Annotated in this window: 12 protein-coding genes, 1 tRNA gene, 1 rRNA gene and 1 other annotated feature; all 14 genes read right to left on the bottom strand. The window is 31.0% G+C overall.

What is annotated here, in order from left to right; genetic code table 11:
* A 16S ribosomal RNA gene (locus HGI79_RS20410) occupies positions 1-69 on the bottom strand; the annotation flags it as partial.
* A gap of 1,236 nt (positions 70-1,305) precedes the next feature.
* Positions 1,306-2,682 (bottom strand): UDP-N-acetylmuramoyl-L-alanine--D-glutamate ligase, encoded by a 1,377-nt coding sequence (gene murD / locus HGI79_RS20405; protein ID WP_185652513.1) that lies wholly within the window; start codon positions 2,680-2,682, stop codon positions 1,306-1,308.
* A 482-nt stretch (positions 2,683-3,164) separates the two neighbouring features.
* Positions 3,165-4,556 (bottom strand): glycine--tRNA ligase, encoded by a 1,392-nt coding sequence (locus HGI79_RS20400; protein ID WP_185652512.1) that lies wholly within the window; start codon positions 4,554-4,556, stop codon positions 3,165-3,167.
* 73 nt (positions 4,557-4,629) lie between these two features.
* Positions 4,630-4,796 (bottom strand) — a binding site (T-box leader).
* Between the two features lie 144 nt (positions 4,797-4,940).
* Positions 4,941-5,015, bottom strand: a tRNA-Asn gene (locus HGI79_RS20395).
* Positions 5,016-5,216: 201 nt separating this feature from the next.
* Entirely contained in the window at positions 5,217-6,725 is a 1,509-nt protein-coding gene (gene lysS, locus HGI79_RS20390) for a lysine--tRNA ligase (protein ID WP_185652511.1), read from the bottom strand.
* Between the two features lie 13 nt (positions 6,726-6,738).
* Positions 6,739-7,218 carry a transcription elongation factor GreA gene (greA, locus tag HGI79_RS20385; protein ID WP_185652510.1) on the bottom strand — a complete coding sequence of 160 codons (480 nt, stop codon included), beginning with the start codon at positions 7,216-7,218 and terminating at the stop codon, positions 6,739-6,741.
* Between the two features lie 156 nt (positions 7,219-7,374).
* Complete coding sequence (locus HGI79_RS20380) at positions 7,375-8,205, bottom strand: hypothetical protein (protein ID WP_185652509.1); 831 nt, start codon at positions 8,203-8,205, stop codon at positions 7,375-7,377.
* Between the two features lie 67 nt (positions 8,206-8,272).
* A complete protein-coding gene (gene dusB / locus HGI79_RS20375; protein WP_185652508.1) occupies positions 8,273-9,250 on the bottom strand; it encodes a tRNA dihydrouridine synthase DusB in 978 nt (325 codons plus the stop codon).
* The gene (locus tag HGI79_RS20370) at positions 9,250-10,038 is read right to left on the bottom strand and encodes a type III pantothenate kinase (protein ID WP_185652507.1); all 789 of its coding nucleotides are present in this window, start codon (positions 10,036-10,038) and stop codon (positions 9,250-9,252) included. Before HGI79_RS20370 ends, dusB begins: the two co-directional genes overlap by 1 nt.
* 164 nt (positions 10,039-10,202) lie before the next feature.
* Entirely contained in the window at positions 10,203-10,589 is a 387-nt protein-coding gene (locus HGI79_RS20365) for a thioesterase family protein (RefSeq protein WP_185652506.1), read from the bottom strand.
* Positions 10,590-10,707: 118 nt separating this feature from the next.
* Entirely contained in the window at positions 10,708-12,510 is a 1,803-nt protein-coding gene (gene ftsH, locus HGI79_RS20360; RefSeq protein WP_185652505.1) for an ATP-dependent zinc metalloprotease FtsH, read from the bottom strand.
* Positions 12,511-12,591: 81 nt separating this feature from the next.
* Complete coding sequence (gene hpt, locus HGI79_RS20355; protein WP_185652504.1) at positions 12,592-13,137, bottom strand: hypoxanthine phosphoribosyltransferase; 546 nt, start codon at positions 13,135-13,137, stop codon at positions 12,592-12,594.
* Positions 13,138-13,140: 3 nt separating this feature from the next.
* A complete protein-coding gene (gene tilS, locus HGI79_RS20350; RefSeq protein ID WP_185652503.1) occupies positions 13,141-14,529 on the bottom strand; it encodes a tRNA lysidine(34) synthetase TilS in 1,389 nt (462 codons plus the stop codon).
* Positions 14,530-14,699: 170 nt separating this feature from the next.
* Complete coding sequence (gene spoIIE, locus HGI79_RS20345) at positions 14,700-17,087, bottom strand: stage II sporulation protein E (protein WP_185652502.1); 2,388 nt, start codon at positions 17,085-17,087, stop codon at positions 14,700-14,702.
* Positions 17,088-17,468: the final 381 nt, after the last annotated feature.

Genomic DNA, 17,468 nt, shown 5'->3' with positions numbered 1-17,468 from the left:
TCGCTCGACTTGCATGTGTTAGGCACGCCGCCAGCGTTCGTCCTGAGCCAGGATCAAACTCTCAATTTAAAAGTTTGAATGCTCATTACTGTTATTTAGGCTACTAATCTAGTAGCTCAAAAGAATTGCTGGTTTATTTATATAGATAAGTTTTTCTTATCTCACTCTGTTTAATTTTCAAAGATCTTGTCGCTCTTTAGCGACTTATTTATCTTATCATGCCATTTTCATTCTGTCAACAGTTTTTTATTTTTCACTAAATTTTATTTATGTAATAATCTAAATTAAAACAATTAATAATGTTATCTTATTACATCTTCCTTATTTAGTATAAACTATAAGTTTGCCAATTCTCTTATGTTGAACTCGGCATGTGTTATAGTAACATAATTTATATTAATTATAATATTAAAATATACTGGTATTAAAAGATATATTTTTCTTTCTTACATATGCTTAATATTGCTAAGAATTTTACATAATGATACACCTGGTTAAGTTAACATCTAACCATTTCCTATATCAAAGTAAGTACTAAAAACATTAAACAAAGTAAAGCTTAAGTCAAATGGATTTGTCTCACGAACCAGAGGCTATTTTTTATAGCAGGTTACTATTAGTAAACCACCTGTTAAGGGCTATTTACACATTTAACCCCTCCTAATTTTTAGCTGAACAAATTTATAAGCTAATGTTACTAGTCCACTCCCTTGATGAAGTGAGTAGATTAGTAACAGTTATAGTGTAAACTAATGAACTTACTATTTTTAATTAACTTATGGAAACCTTATTTCTTAAATTTACTTAGTATATAGATACCCTCAGCTTAAATTTAACTTATACGTCGGGATATATTACCAATGTTGAAGTCACATTTAAATATTTTTTTATTAGTCTTAGCGAAAAATTTGAGAAAAATCTTAGAACTTTTGATATGGTTAAAAGCCTAAATGGCTTTTAACCAGCGACTTATCAATGGTAATTGATAAGTTGGTCCGAACTGAGGTACGAGTTTATCAAAGTTCTTTTATATTATTATGAAATTCCTCTTCCTTACAGTCAGAGGAGTACTCACAGAGTAAGCGACCATATCAAAATCACAGATTTTGTATGTCTGCTTAACCGATTCGCACAAAATCACAGATTTTCGCTCTCTGCTTAAATTTTAGCTTTAGACTAATTAAAAATATTTAACGTGACGAAACATGGTAATATATATGGTCGTATAAGTTAAATTTCGGGCATGGTTATCTATATTATTAGCATATTGTCATCAAGATGTAATACATTATTTTTGATTAGAGGCTATAAACTTTTAACTATATCTTTAAATTTATCACCTCTAGCTTCAAAATTAGGAAACATATCGAAGCTTGCACATGCTGGTGATAATGTTACTATATCTCCATCTTTGGCTATTTCCCTTGCCTTACAGACAGCGGATTCAAGGGTTTCTTCCAAGATTACAGGTAAATGAACATCTATTTTATCAGTTAACTTATCAAAAGCTTCTTTTATCTTATATTTTGTAGAACCTATTAAAATTAGAGTTTTAATTTTAGAATATCCCTCCTCAGCTAACGGCTCAAAAGGAATTTTTTTATCATAACCACCTGCTATTAATATAACTGGCTTTTCGAAAGCCTTGAGACCTGCTAGGGTTCTTGTCGGACTGGATGCTATGGAATCATTATAATATTTAACACCATCTATTTCCCTGACAAACTCGCATCTATGCTCAACTCCAGTAAAAGTTATTGCAACTTTTCTCATGCATTTTGTGTCAACATCTTCACTTACTGCACAAAATGCAGCAAGTAAATTCTCCACATTGTGCATACCTTTTAATTGAATTTCCTTTAATGAGCATATCTCTGTGCCATGTATATATAACTTATCATCTTGAAAATAAGCACCGTCTTTAAGTTTTTCCTTTATGCTAAATTTAAGGATATTTCCTTTTACTTCTTTATCCATAGTGTCAGTTATAGCATTATCCTTATTTAGAATGGTTACATCATTACTATTTTGAAAATAGTATATATTTTTTTTAGAATTAACATACTCCTCCATATCCTTGTGCATATCTAAATGATTTGGAGATAAATTGGTTATAACAGCTACCTCTGGAGATACATTCATAGTCATAAGTTGAAAACTCGATAACTCAAGAACAATCTTATCACACTCACTAATTTTTTCAATAAGCGTAAATAAAGGTGTTCCTATATTTCCACCAACCCAAGTTTTGTATCCCGCTTCCTTTAGCATATTATATACTAACATAGTAGTAGTAGTTTTACCGTCACTACCAGTTATACCATAAATTTTTGCTGGACAATATCTAACAAATTCCTCCATCTCAGACGTTATATAGGCTCCCGCGTCTTTTGCCCTAACCAATGCAGGACTGTCTATTCTCATAGAAGGTGTTTTAAATATAACCTCAAACCCCTTTAATCTATCTAGATAGTCATCTCCTAATATAAGTTCTACTCCTCTTTCTTTAAGTTCTTGTGCCGTTTCCCCTAAATCAGCTTCACTTTTCTTATCAAAAGCACTTACTTGTGCACCTAAATCTAATAAAAAACTAATTAATGGTTTATTACTTATACCAATACCTACAACAGCAGTTTTTTTGCCATTTATAAAATCTTTAAAAACTTTAAAATTCTCTTTCATTGAAAAACCTCCATAACTAACATATGTGTCAGCTTAATCTTACCTTTCAATTATATCACTTTCTTCTAGAGTTTGAATTGTTTTTTAATTATATCCATAATTACACCTATAGTAAAATTCGACAAAGGATACATGTTTTTTACAAGTAATACTTGACATGAAGTGGTAAACCTGTAGTATTTTCTACTGTTTTGGATGAATGTTATGGAAATTGTGTGAAAATATTTAATTTAAAGACTTTGTGTCAACCTATTGAAAATTATAGTTTTTATATGTTATACTAGTGTTGTGCCGTAAGGAAACATTAATATAATTCCCCAAGTTTTAATTAAACATATAACATATCCCCATGATTAAACCCTATTTTGCCGGATGCATTACATTCGGCATTTTTTATTTTTAAATAGTTGCACCTAATAAAAATATAAAATAGGTATATGAGATATTGCATTTTATTAATATCTCATATACCTATTCAAATACTAAAATTCCATTTTATCTTTTATAAAATCTTTCAACTCATCAATTTTAATCCTAGATTGCTGCATAGTATCCCTATCTCTAACAGTAACAGTGTTATCTTCTAAAGTATCAAAATCAACAGTAATACAATAAGGTGTTCCTGTTTCATCCTGTCTCCTATATCTTTTTCCTATACTTCCAGCCTCGTCGTAATCAACATTGAAATCTTTTCTAAGATTACTATATATCTCTTCAGCTTTTTCTGATAGTTTCTTGGATAGCGGAAGAACTGCAGCTTTAAAAGGCGCAATAGCAGGATGAAAATGCATAACAGTTCTTACATCTCCACCTTCAAGTTCTTCTTCATCATAAGCATCTACTAAAAATGATAAGACTAACCTATCAGCTCCTACCGAAGGTTCTATACAATATGGTACATATCTTTCATTAGTATTAGGATCAAGATATGATAAATCTTTTCCAGAATGTTCTTGATGTTGTTTCAAGTCATAATCTGTTCTATCTGCTATACCCCATAATTCACCCCATCCAAATGGGAATAGATACTCAATATCTGAAGTTGCGTTACTATAATGTGATAGTTCTTCCTTATCATGATCTCTAAATCTTATATTCTTATCACTAATTCCAAGTTTTAATAAGAAGTTCCAGCAATATTCTCTCCAATAGCTATGCCACTCTAAATCAGTACCTGGTTTACAGAAGAATTCAAGCTCCATTTGCTCAAACTCTCTTGTTCTAAAAGTAAAGTTTCCTGGAGTTATTTCATTTCTGAAAGATTTACCTATTTGTGCTATACCAAACGGCACTTTCTTTCTTGAAGTTCTTTGTACATTTTTAAAGTTTACAAATATTCCTTGAGCTGTTTCTGGTCTTAAATATATTTCTGCCTTAGAATCTTCTGTAACCCCTTGAAAAGTCTTAAACATCAAATTAAATTTTCTTATATCTGTAAAGTTCTTCTTTCCACAGCTAGGACAAACTATTTGATTATCATCTATATATTGTTTTAGTTTTTCATTACTCCATCCATCTGCACTAGCTTTTTCAATTCCCTGAGATGTCATGTGCTCTTCTACTAATTTATCTGCTCTAAATCTAGCCTTACAATCTTTACAATCCATCAGTGGATCTGAAAAGTTTCCAATATGACCCGATGCAACCCAAACCTCTTTATTCATAAGAATAGCACAATCAATTCCTACGTTATATTCACTTTCATGAACAAACTTTTTCCACCATGCCTTTTTTACATTATTTTTCAGCTCAACTCCCAATGGACCATAATCCCATGAGTTTGCGAGTCCACCATATATTTCTGAACCCGGATATACAAAACCCCTATTCTTAGCTAATGCTACAACCTTATCCATAGTTTTTTCAACTGGCATAATCTTTCCTCCTTAATCTTCCTTAACAAAATAAGTTTATTATTAAACAATTATATAAAAAAAAGCCATACCATAAAGGGACGAAAATTTGTTTCCGCGGTTCCACCCTTCTTGGCATTAGCCCTGCTTTCTATTTTTTCACTCAAAAGTTCCCTTCATAATAAAATCATAATTGCTTTCACCAACCACAATCTCTCTTTAAAGATATTTATTACTACTTTTCTTTATCATAGTGACTATTAAATTATATATAAACTATATTATGATATAATCATATAAAAGTGTCAATATTAACTAAAGCTTTTTCGTAAATTATATAATTTTCTGCTATGTTGACCTGAAAAATGCACATATAATTAAATTTAATTTATCAAAAAATAAAAATGGCTCCGTGGAGAGGATTCGAACCTCCAGCCCTTCGGTTAACAGCCGAATGCTCCACCATTGAGCTACCACGGAACAACTTAACTTACATATGTTATTATATCATGTATTTCTAAAAATGCAATACTTTTTTAAAATATTTTTATCCTATAACCAACTGCCACTAATAATTCAATCTAATTCTCAGTTAAACGAATCCAGTATAGTAGTGGCAGTTAACTATTGGGTAAAATAGTTAACTGATAGTTATACAACCATCGGTTAACCTCATTGCACTTATTGCTGACTTGGCTTCATTGTTGGAAATAATAGAACATCTCTTATTGAAAACGAATCAGTTAAGAACATTATTAATCTATCAATTCCCATACCCATTCCACCTGTTGGCGGCATACCAATTTCTAATGAATTAATGAAATCATCATCCATCATGTATGCTTCATCATCACCAAGTTCTCTTTCTTTAAGCTGCTGTATAAATCTATCTTTTTGGACTATAGGGTCATTTAATTCTGAATAAGCGTTACACAATTCTCTTCCATATACAAATCCCTCAAATCTTTCAGTAAATTCAGTATTTCCTCTTTTCTTCTTTGTAAGAGGGGATATTTCTACAGGATAATCACATACAAATGTAGGTTGAATTAACTTATCCTCAGCAAATTCTTCAAATAGAGCATTTAAAATATCTCCCTTTGAGCAGTCCTTTAATGCTTTCTTAAACTGAAGATGCTTTTCTGTAGCAATTTCTCTAGCTTGTTCATCAGTCTTTATTTCATTAAAATCTACACCTGCATATTCCTTTACAGCATCCACCATTGTAACTCTTCTCCATGGTGGTGCAAAGTCTATTTCAGTGCCTTGATATACTACCTTAGTAGTTCCAAGAACTTTTTCACATACATAAGCTACCATATTCTCTGTAATTTCCATCATATCATTGTAATCAGCAAAAGCCTCATACAGTTCTATCATAGTGAACTCAGGATTATGTCTTATATCTATACCTTCATTTCTGAAATTCTTACCTATTTCGTATACTCTTTCAAATCCACCAACTATAAGTCTCTTTAGATATAGTTCTGTTGCTATTCTAAGATACATATCTATGTCTAGAGCATTATGGTGTGTAACAAAAGGTCTTGCTGCAGCACCACCTGCTATAGGTGATAATATAGGGGTTTCTACTTCTAAATAATCTTTTTGATCTAAAAATTCTCTTATAGCCTTTATTATTGCAGTTCTCTTCATAAATGTATCTCTAACATCCTGATTCATTATTAGATCTACATATCTCTGTCTATATCTTAAGTCTGGATCTTTTAATCCATGCCACTTTTCTGGAAGTGGTTTTAATGACTTAGCTATAAGTTGAAAATCTGTGATATGAAGTGATACCTCTCCAGTTTTAGTCTTAAAGACCTTACCAGTTACAGATAACAAATCACCTATATCAAAGGACTTAAATTCCTTAAGTTTTTCTTCTCCAACATCATTAATCTTTATGTATAGCTGAATTTTTCCGTATCTATCATGTAGATCTGAGAATCCAGCTTTTCCATGAACTCTTTTAGACATCAGTCTTCCTGCAACAGTTGCTTCGGTATCCTCAAGAGAATCATAGTTATTTTTAATTTGTTCTGATGTATGTGTTCTCTCTACTTTATATACATCAAAAGGATCTTTCTCTTCTTTCTGTAAATTAAAAAACTTTTGACGTCTTTCTCTTATAAGCTCATTAAAATCTTCTTCTAGTTGGTTTATATTTTTTTCATCATTTGACATTAGTATACCTCCATTATTTTCTTATGCCTAGTACTTCATACTTGCTTATTCCATCAGGTACCTGGATTTCAACTATATCTCCAATTTTCTTACCCATAAGTCCCTGTCCAACAGGCGACTCATTTGATATCCTATTATTTATTGGGTCAGCTTCTGCAGATCCAACTATTGTATACTCCACTTCTTCATCAAAATCATAATCTTTTACTTTTACAATAGATCCTACACTAACTACGTCTGATGGAATTTCACTTTCATCTACTATAGTAGCATTTTTCAGCATATTTTCAAGTTGAACTATTCTACCTTCTACAAATGCTTGTTCATTTTTAGCTTCATCATACTCTGAGTTTTCACTCAAATCTCCAAAAGAAAGAGCAACTTTTATTTTTTCTGTTATATCTTTTCTCTTTATAGTTTTTAAGTATTCTAATTCATCCTCTAATTTTTTTACGCCCTCATAAGTCATTATATATTTTTTTGATTCACTCATTTTATTCTCCCCTTTTAATAATTTATAAAAACTTCCACTACTGTAGTTTTAATCCCCTCTACATCACCTAGTGTTTTCTGATAATCATTTAAGTTATTATAAAACAGCCTTATTCCTATGTCAACATTTTGAAGTTTATTTTAAAGTTAGCATACACTATTCACCTAAAGTCAATACATCACTATTAAACTTTATTTTATCCAAAAATATTCCGTTATATTTTAGTGATTGTTCAATATCACTTTCTTCCATTTGACATAATATAGCGCCTAAAAGTTCTGGAGACATATCAAAGTTTCCTACATCCCAAGGAACACAATATGTTATATCATTTACAACAATATTATTTCCCTGTGATGGTATATGCTTATTGCTTAAATACCATATACATGCATCACTATTAAAATTAATTTCCCGGGAAGTTACAATAAAATCTGCACTTTTAAATGAATATTTAGTATCAGCAGTAATAATAGGTGATACTCCGTAGTTAGCAATTATATACTGGCTAATACTATTAGCTTTTATTATATTTTCGGATAAAAGAACTATATACTTGGCTTCTCTAGCCATGTAACATATTACATTAAAATTAATATCATCTGCAGCATCATGTATAACTATACAGCTATCTTTTATACTTTTGTGTTGTATTCTTAAAATGAGTTTTAAACTTCTTACAACACTATATGCCATAAGTTCTTTTTGGAAACTGTTAAAAAAATTATAATCTAACTTTCTATATGTTTTAGGGGCTAAATTCACATATTTATGCTTGTAGACTTTTTTTGCAATTTTTATATTAGAATGATATGCATCTTTATTAAAATTAGAAGGAAATTTTATGGATGATATATTTAAGTTTAATTCTTTTATAAATTTTTCACCTAAAAAAGACATTCTAAACCTATCTTTTATCCTACCAATCCAAGTACCATCTTCATAAAATTTACTTATATCGCTTTTAATATAAACAATTGGTTTCATAAAACACCTTCCAGAAATTGTTTACATTAATATATTATTCTATCTATACATTAAAAATTACATATTTTTAATGCATAGATAGCCGAATACTTTTCTTGTAGTCTTTTAAAATATTTAAAACTTTATAGCTTTCCTTTTCATAATTGACCTTATCTTTTATTTCTTTATTATTTTCTATTCCTTTTATATACCAACCTATATGTTTTCGCATTTCTCTTACAGCAATATCTTCCCCATAATGAGATAACGCCCTCATATAGTGGACTATACACATATCTATTTTCTCTTCTGCAGTTGGATATGAGATTTCCTGTCCTTTTATTTTTCCCTGTATCTGACTAAACAACCAGGGGTTTCCCATAGCGCCTCTTCCTATCATGACTCCGTCACAATTTGTTGTTTCCAGAAGTGCTATAGCATCATCGCAAGTAACTACATCACCATTACCTATAACTGGAATACTTAAGGCTTCCTTGACATGCCTTATTATTTCCCAGTCAGCCTTACCTTCATACATTTGTTCACGAGTCCTTCCGTGAACAGTTACAGCATCTGCTCCAGCCTGTTCTAGTTCTTTAGCAAACTCTACCGCATTAATATTATTAGCATCAAACCCTTTTCTAATTTTAACTGTAACAGGTTTTGAAGAAGCCTTTTTTACCTCTTTAACTATCTGAGCAGCTAATTTTGAGTTTTTCATCAAAGCAGATCCATCTCCATTTTTAACTATCTTAGGAGCTGGACATCCCATATTTATATCTATTATGCATATATCTCCGTTATCGTTAAAAAAATCACAAGATTTAGCCATGACAAGTGGATCACTCCCAAATATTTGTACTGCAACCGGAGATTCTTCTTCTGATATTTCAAGCATATTTTTTGTATTTTCGCTTCCGTAATATAATGCTTTTGAACTCACCATTTCTGTATAAACAAGACCGCATTCCATGTTTTTACACAAACCTCTAAAGGCTATATCTGTAACTCCTGCCATAGGAGCCAAAAACACATTGTTTTCAAACTCCAAATTTCTTATTTTCATTATAGCACCTGCTCTTTATTCTTTTCATATATTATTCTTAAACCTTTTAAGGTTAGCATAGCATCTATTTTATCAATAGCCTTTGACTCTTCACTAATTAACTTTGCTAATCCTCCTGTAGCTACAACAAAAGGTTCCTCTTCATATAATTGAATCATTTCTCTCTTCATCTTATTTACTATATAATCTACCTGTCCTATATAGCCATAAACTATACCTGCCTGCATACTTGAAACGGTATTTTTGCAAATGACAGTAGCTGGTCTTATAAGTTCTACTCTAGGCAATTTAGCAGCCCTTTCAAATAATGCTTCAGAAGCTATCTTAACTCCTGGGCAAATAGTTCCACCTAAATAATCTCCTTTTCCTGTTACTGCACAAAAGGTTGTAGCCGTCCCAAAATCAATTATAATGATAGGCTTCTTATAAATTTCGTGGGCTGCAACAGCGTTAACTATTCTATCTGCCCCAACTTCCTTTGGATTATCATATCTAATATTTATGCCTGTTTTCACACCCGGACCAACCACTATAGGTACAACTTCAAAATATTTTACTATCATACGTTCAAGCGAATACATTATGCTAGGAACAACCGAAGAAATTATAACACCTTCTACATCTGAGGTATCCAATTTATCTTGTAAAAACAACTGTGTTACTTGTATTCCATATTCATCAGCTGTTCTCTTTAAGTCAGTGGACAACCTCCAATTTGCAATAAGTTCCTCATTTTCATAAACCCCTAAGACAATATTAGTATTTCCTACATCTAATACTAAGATCACTATCTACACCGCCTTTCTAGTGAACCATGAATTCTAGTAACGTTATACATAATTAAAGAGCAGCTCTAAAGCTGCCCCATAGTATATCCATTTTATTGTTAATTTAATAATTTAATTGTAACAGCTAAATTTTATTTGTCAAGAAAAGTTCCATATTCTTATAATTATACTAAAATCCTTTTCATAAACTCATCACCATTTACAATGTATCTAACATGTGTTCCTTCTCCAATTCTCCCATTTTCATCCGAGGCTTCAACTATGAAGGAAAGCTTTTTTCCTTCGATTTTGGTCAGAAATGCTTCACATCTTATTTTTATTCCTATCGGTGATGCTTTAATATGTCTAATATTTACTTCTATTCCTACTGTAGTATAACCATAAGGAAGATGTAAATCCACACAGCTTTTTGATGCATTCTCCATAAGTGCTATCATAGCAGGTGTCGCAAAAACTTGGAGATTGCCTGAACCTAATTTACTTGCTGTATCATTTTCAGTCACTCTAGTCTCAATTACAGCTGTCATTCCTTCTTTTATATTAAAATCCATATAATCATCCCCCCTCATTTAAAATTTTCACTAAATTATTAATGTCTATCCATATTATATCATTATTAGAAAATTTTTTATATACGCCAAATAAAAAGAGGCATTAGCCTCTTTTTATTTATGCTTGATTAAATATTTCCTCAAATTCCTTAGCTTCAAGTTTCTCTTTTTCAAGAAGGGCTTTAGCAACAGCATGAAGTTTTGATATATTTTCAGTTAGAAGTTTTTCTGCTTTATTATATCCTTCATCTATAAACTTCCTTATTTCTTTATCTATCTCAAAAGCAACCTCTTCGCTAAAGTTTCTTCCTTTTCCCAAATCTCTTCCAAGGAATACTTCATCATGACCTGATCCAAAAGCTATCGGCCCTAAATCACTCATACCATAGTCCATAACCATCTTTCTAGCTATAGTTGTAGATCTATCTATATCATTTTTTGCACCTGTACTTATGTCACCTATTATAAGCTTTTCTGCTACTCTTCCTCCAAGAAGTCCTACAATCTCATCTTCTAGTTTTGTCTTAGACATATAAGCTGTATCCTTTTCAGGAAGATGCATAGTATATCCGCCTGCCATTCCTCTAGGAATTATACTTATTTGATGAACAGGATCTGCAGTTGGTAAAAGTTTCATAACTACAGCATGCCCTGCCTCATGATAAGCAGTAAGACGTCTATCATCTTCGTCAATAACTCTACTTTTCTTTTCAGGTCCTGCTATTACCCTAGTAACTGCCTCTTCAAGTTCTTCCATACCTATTGATTTTTTATCATTTCTAACTGCTAAAAGTGCAGATTCATTCATTAAATTTTCTAAATCTGCTCCAGTAAAGCCTGGGGTTCTTTTTGCAAGAATATCTAACTTAATTTCATCTGATAACTGCTTATTCTTAGAGTGCACTTTTAGTATTGCTTCTCTCCCCTTAACATCCGGAGCGCCAACAACTATCTGTCTATCAAATCTTCCTGGTCTAAGAAGTGCAGGATCTAATATATCAGGTCTATTTGTAGCAGCTATCATTATTATACCTTCATTTACCCCGAATCCATCCATTTCCACTAGTAATTGGTTTAGCGTTTGTTCTCTTTCATCATGTCCACCGCCCAGTCCAGCTCCTCTTTGCCTTCCAACTGCATCTATTTCATCTATAAATATGATACATGGTGAATTCTTTTTTGCTTGATCAAATAAATCTCTTACTCTTGAAGCACCTACACCAACAAACATTTCTACAAAGTCTGAACCTGATATACTGAAAAACGGTACTCCTGCTTCTCCCGCTATAGCTTTTGCAAGAAGCGTTTTACCAGTTCCTGGTGGACCCACAAGTAAAACTCCCTTTGGTATTCTTGCACCCATTTCAATATATCTTTTAGGCTGTTTTAAAAAATCTACTATTTCTTCTAATTCTGCTTTTTCTTCATCTGCTCCTGCAACATCATCAAAGGTTATCTTCTTTTTATCAGGCGTAGCCATCTTAGCCCTACTTTTACCAAAATTCATTACATTTCGGTTTCCACCTCCACCTTGAGATTGTTGCATAAACATGAACCAAAACGCTACAAGCATAAGTATTAAAAGTACTGTTGGTAGATATTGCACCCACATAGGTACTGTAGCAGGTTTAACATACACCTCTTGAACATCTCCGTTCTTAGGATGTTCCCCTATAAACTGAAATAATCTTTCAGATGGAACCACAGTCTCGTATTGAGTACCATTCTTTAAAGAACCTACTACTGTCATTCTATCCTCTTTAACTTGGAAACTCTTTATATTGTTATCTAACCAATACTTTTGAAATTGATTAAAATTAATGGCTGTTGAAGTCTCATTAGTTCTTACAAGCATAAGAGCTGCAAGAATAACTAATATAAATACTATAACCCAGGCCGTTGCACTTGAAAATTTTTTCACTTTAGGCCCCCCTCTCTTTCTAGTTTTATACTGTAAAATTGTATCATAATGAAAATTTCTTTACAACAAATTTAATACTATTTATTCATAAACTTCCTCTTTTAGTATCCCAATATAAGGAAGATTTCTATACTTTTCGTCGTAATCCAATCCATATCCAACTAAGAAATAATCAGGTACAACAAATCCTATGTACTTAGCATTAATTTCTGTAACTCTCCTTTCTGGTTTATTAAGTAAGCAGGCAACTTCTATACTTTTTGGTTTTCTTCCTTTTAAGTATTCAATTAGGTAGGTTAAGGTTACCCCAGAATCTATTATATCCTCTACTATTAATACATCTTTTCCTTCTATTTGGAAATCCAAATCCTTAAGAATTCTCACTATTCCAGAGGTTTTTGTGGAACTACCATAGCTTGAAACTGCCATAAAATCCATTGTACAAGGTATTGTTATTTCTTTTATTAAATCTGCCATGAATGGAACAGACCCTTTTAGTATACCTACTAGTATTAAATCCTTATCAGAATAATCTCTGCTTATAAGTATACCCATTTCTTTTATCTTTTTTCTTAACTCATCTTCACTAAATAATATTTCCTTTATATCCTCTCTCATGCTGCTCATTATTTATAGTTCCTCACTTTCAACACTTATTTGCAAAATATTTTGTGTATATTTATCAATCTTGAAAATCTCACTTACTCTATAACCAATAATCCATCCGATTTCATTACCAAAGCATATAAGAGGAATGTTTTCTCTACGTTCCTTTGGAATTTTTAAATCTATAAAAAAATCTTTTAATTTTTTGTGACCCTTCATACCAGACGGCATAAATCTATCACCATCTTTTCTGTACCTGAGTATGATATTTTCTTTTATTTTATCATAATCAAAATACTTTACTAGGTCTTGTTTATTAATATTTGCAATTTCTTGTTTATTTACTAACTTTATGTTAACTTTCAGTTTTATATCATCTAACTGGTTTCTCCCTATATGTAATTTATATTCCCTTTGTGAGGATTTTATATTTTCTTTTTTATTTTTTAGTATGTATATATGACCATAGTTATTTATTACACATATATTATTAGGAAGATTTATTTTTTTTCCAGTTGCATGACTCTGAATACGAATTATATCATAAATATGAACTTTTTCAAAATTATATAAGTAGCCTAAAAAATTATATAAAGCCAATCTTAACATCCTTGTAATTATTGCCTCATTCTCCAAAAATGCCTCTTTAGATATTATAATCTTTTCAGTGCTAATGTCACAATATTTTTTATATTTTTCTTTTGATATCATATCTAAATATTCGTTATCTACTCTTGCAGAATCAGCTAACCTATTTAATCCCTGTACAATATCTTTATTAAAATTTTCTTTTATGTAGGGTATAAGTTGTAGTCTAATTTTATTCCTCGAATATATTGGTTCTAAGTTTGTTTTATCAATTCTTGGATATAGATTATTCTCTCTGCAATATGCTTCAATTTCATCTCTAGTGCTATTTATTAAAGGCCTTACAAATATCTTATCCCTAACAGGTTTTATTCCAACAAGGCCTTCTACACCAGTACCTCTCATAATTCTCATTAGTACAGTTTCAGCTTGATCATTCAAATTATGTGCTATAGCTATTTTTTGCAATCCTAGTTTTCTTTTAAGTTCTTCAAAAAATTCATATCTAGCTTCCCTTCCAGCACTTTCACAGGAAATATTCTTTACTTTGGAGATTTTATCTATATCAACTCTTTTGCTCATAAATTCTATGTTTAATTCACTACAAAAGTTTCTTACGTATTCCTCATCTTCATCAGATTCTTTTCCTCTTAAGCCGTGATTTACATGAGCCGCATATATAGTTATGTTTAAATCATCCTTTACTCTATATAATATGTTTAGAAGAGCTACGGAATCTGGACCTCCTGATACTGCTACTAATATTTTGTCTCCCTCATCAAACATTTTATGTTTTTTTATAGTACTTAATACATTTTCTATCAAACTTAACACTTCCTAAGAACTAAATTATAGTAAAACAATTACTATATTTATTATATCATAAATAATTATTAATATATTAAAAAGCATTGGTTGTTAACTCATATAACAACGAAATACATAAAAACTAAACACGCCTTCTTAAGCGTATTTAGCTTCTATATGTTCTATTATCAATATAAACTATAAATTTTTTGGACAATAGCAGTCATATCATCTCTAGTTTTCCCTCCACTTAACTCTTTAGCCTTTTCTATTATTTCATTACATAACTCCCTAGGATCTGTGACCTTTGTTCCTTTTAGAAAATCTACTATCCAGTCTATTTTTCCAGCAGATTTATTTTCATAATCTATTACTCCATCACTAAGCATTATGATAATGTCTCCATTTTTTATTTTCTTTCTAGTCACATCTACATCCGGCTTGTCTAACACACCTATTGGTAAAGTCTTAGAATTTATAACTTCAACATCATCTCCTCTTTTAATAAAACTGGCTACAGCTCCAACCTTCATAAAATCCATTTCTCCTTCATATAAATCTGCACTACTCAAATCCAATGTAGAAAACTTTTCATTTTCAGAAAACTTAATTGTCATAATAGAATTTATAGTGTTGATAGCTGTAAGCTTACTAAATCCAGCCTTTGTAAACTTTTCTATGAGTTCTACTGCCGCACTGCTCTCTTTATTTGCTTGAGGTCCTGACCCCATACCATCACTTAATATAGTCATATAACTACCATCTGGCAGCTTACCAAAGCTGTAGCTATCTCCAGCATAACTTTCTCCTTCTTTGCATTGTCTGTTAACATATGAAGCAATATGAAACTTAGGAGTTTCCTCCAAAGTTATATTGCAATTTTTCATTAACGAATCTATATTACACCCCTCATCACTTACACACATACACTTATTAGTAACCTTATTTATTAATGGAAGTATTTCTTTTATACATAGTTGTCTTCCTCCACAAGCTTCCATGGACAACTTTACAACTAACCTATCATTTTTATTATTGAAACAAAATATATTATTATATTTTATGCTGTTCTTATTTAATATTCTTCTTATATCATTTTCTACATCAGTATTAAACTTTATGTCTGTATTAAATTCATCTACTATTTCGGATACAGAATTAGCCATAATCTTTATTTGTCCAGACAAAAGTTCTCTACATTCACTAAGTCTACTTCTCCACATTTCATTTATTATATAATTATTAACAATCTCTTCAGTATTTTTTATTAACAAGGATCTTCTTGTGCATTTTCTTTCCAGTTCGCAAGGCATTTCTTTTTTATTTTCTTGATAACTCTGTATTAACTCACCGAACGCATTATAAGTATAATAAGTTTCTCTCTTCCAACACATAGACTTCATATTGCACGTAGAGCATACCCTATCAGCTAAGTTTTCTATAAGGGCACTACTCTTATTTTTTATTTCTAATTTATCGTTATCAACTAGTTTTTCTAATACCTTTGACATATTTATAAGAACATCTGAAAAGCTATCAAGTCGACCTACCAACATATCCTTAACCTTATTTACGTAATTTTCCTTAAAGTACTCTTTTTTCTTATGCCAATCTAACTCTAATTCTAATTTTTTATAAATTTTCTGAGGAATACAGAAAAATATTAAGCTACTAATAAGAACCTCCATAATCTTAAATTGTATACCTATATCTGAATACATCTTTAATACAGCGAAAGCAACCAAGTAAGCTATTCCGCTCATCCATTTACCAGTTTCTCTAAATAAACCTGATATAAGACCACACATACCATATACTCCAACATAGGTAATCATATCATTTGAAGTTACACCTATTATAGTTCCCATTGCTACACCTGATGCAGAACCTGATGGGCTCCCTTTTATGTAGCCAATAAAAAAAATAAAGGTCAAAGCTACAATATTTCTTATAGATACTCCATATATATTAATTCCCCAAGTCCCTGCTATTGCTAATGACACCGTCACCGCCATACTTATTATTTCCTCACTAGAATATAAATGTGTTGTTTTTAATTCTTTAAAGCATATTATAGAATAATTAATAATAAAATATAATGGGAAGATACATGTAGTTTCAAAAAATGAAGTCAAAAAAGCTACTCCTGGACTTAATTTTATAATTAATAGTTGGTAAATTAATGACTCAATAAAAACCGCAGCAAATATCAAAAATAACTCCTTTTTTTCATCCATTCCTTTTATTATGTAATTGATACCTACAAGTGTAGAAGTTATTATTAAATATGCTGGTAAATTTTTTACATTACCATATAGAGAAATATAACCTAACAAGGTTCCACCTCCAGCTAATAATGGTATTTTCCCTTTTTCGCATGCTATAATTGCAATTAGATAAGCTATCCCAAAAGGAGCCATAAGATTTACCATAATTACTCTGCTGATTAAGAAAGCTACTATAAAATATGTTAGCATCCTTACGATTCTTAATGCTTCATCAACTTTCGGTTTGTTTTCCTCATTTTTTATTTTTCTAATTCTTTGATACGGAAAAAGTTCTCCTCCATATTGCATTATATACCACCCGCCTTACATAAATTACTTCCTTCATTATAGCAAAGCAATTTGGAAATAAATGTCATAAGGTGAATTAGATTACTATTTTTTTTAGGACATATATCTCTATGTTTTTTTTTTATCATTTTATTTAGACAATTATATTTTAAAAAAACTTTTTACATTATATTCTGTGTCGTATGCATATGTATTTTATTATATTTCAACAATATAGTATATATATCTTTTTAACAGTCATATCATTTGTAAACTTATATTACTTTTAAAACAACAAAAACCCGTGTAATAACACAGGTTTTACTTGGTAGCGGAAATAGGACTTGAACCTACGACACTTCGGGTATGAACCGAATGCTCTAGCCAGCTGAGCTATTCCGC

The organism is Clostridium sp. DJ247, assembly GCF_014231265.1.
Note: the sequence above shows the minus strand (reverse complement) of the source record. Positions and strands in the feature narration are given on the sequence as shown.

Coding starts and splice junctions, on each gene's coding strand:
- greA (WP_185652510.1), bottom strand. CDS start 7,218: ATGAGTGAATCAAAAAAATATATAATGACTTATGAGGGCGTAAAAAAA.
- dusB (WP_185652508.1), bottom strand. CDS start 9,250: ATGAAAATAAGAAATTTGGAGTTTGAAAACAATGTGTTTTTGGCTCCT.
- hpt (WP_185652504.1), bottom strand. CDS start 13,137: ATGAGCAGCATGAGAGAGGATATAAAGGAAATATTATTTAGTGAAGAT.
- HGI79_RS20400 (WP_185652512.1), bottom strand. CDS start 4,556: ATGCCAGTTGAAAAAACTATGGATAAGGTTGTAGCATTAGCTAAGAAT.
- HGI79_RS20365 (WP_185652506.1), bottom strand. CDS start 10,589: ATGGATTTTAATATAAAAGAAGGAATGACAGCTGTAATTGAGACTAGA.
- lysS (WP_185652511.1), bottom strand. CDS start 6,725: ATGTCAAATGATGAAAAAAATATAAACCAACTAGAAGAAGATTTTAAT.
- murD (WP_185652513.1), bottom strand. CDS start 2,682: ATGAAAGAGAATTTTAAAGTTTTTAAAGATTTTATAAATGGCAAAAAA.
- spoIIE (WP_185652502.1), bottom strand. CDS start 17,087: ATGCAATATGGAGGAGAACTTTTTCCGTATCAAAGAATTAGAAAAATA.
- HGI79_RS20380 (WP_185652509.1), bottom strand. CDS start 8,205: ATGAAACCAATTGTTTATATTAAAAGCGATATAAGTAAATTTTATGAA.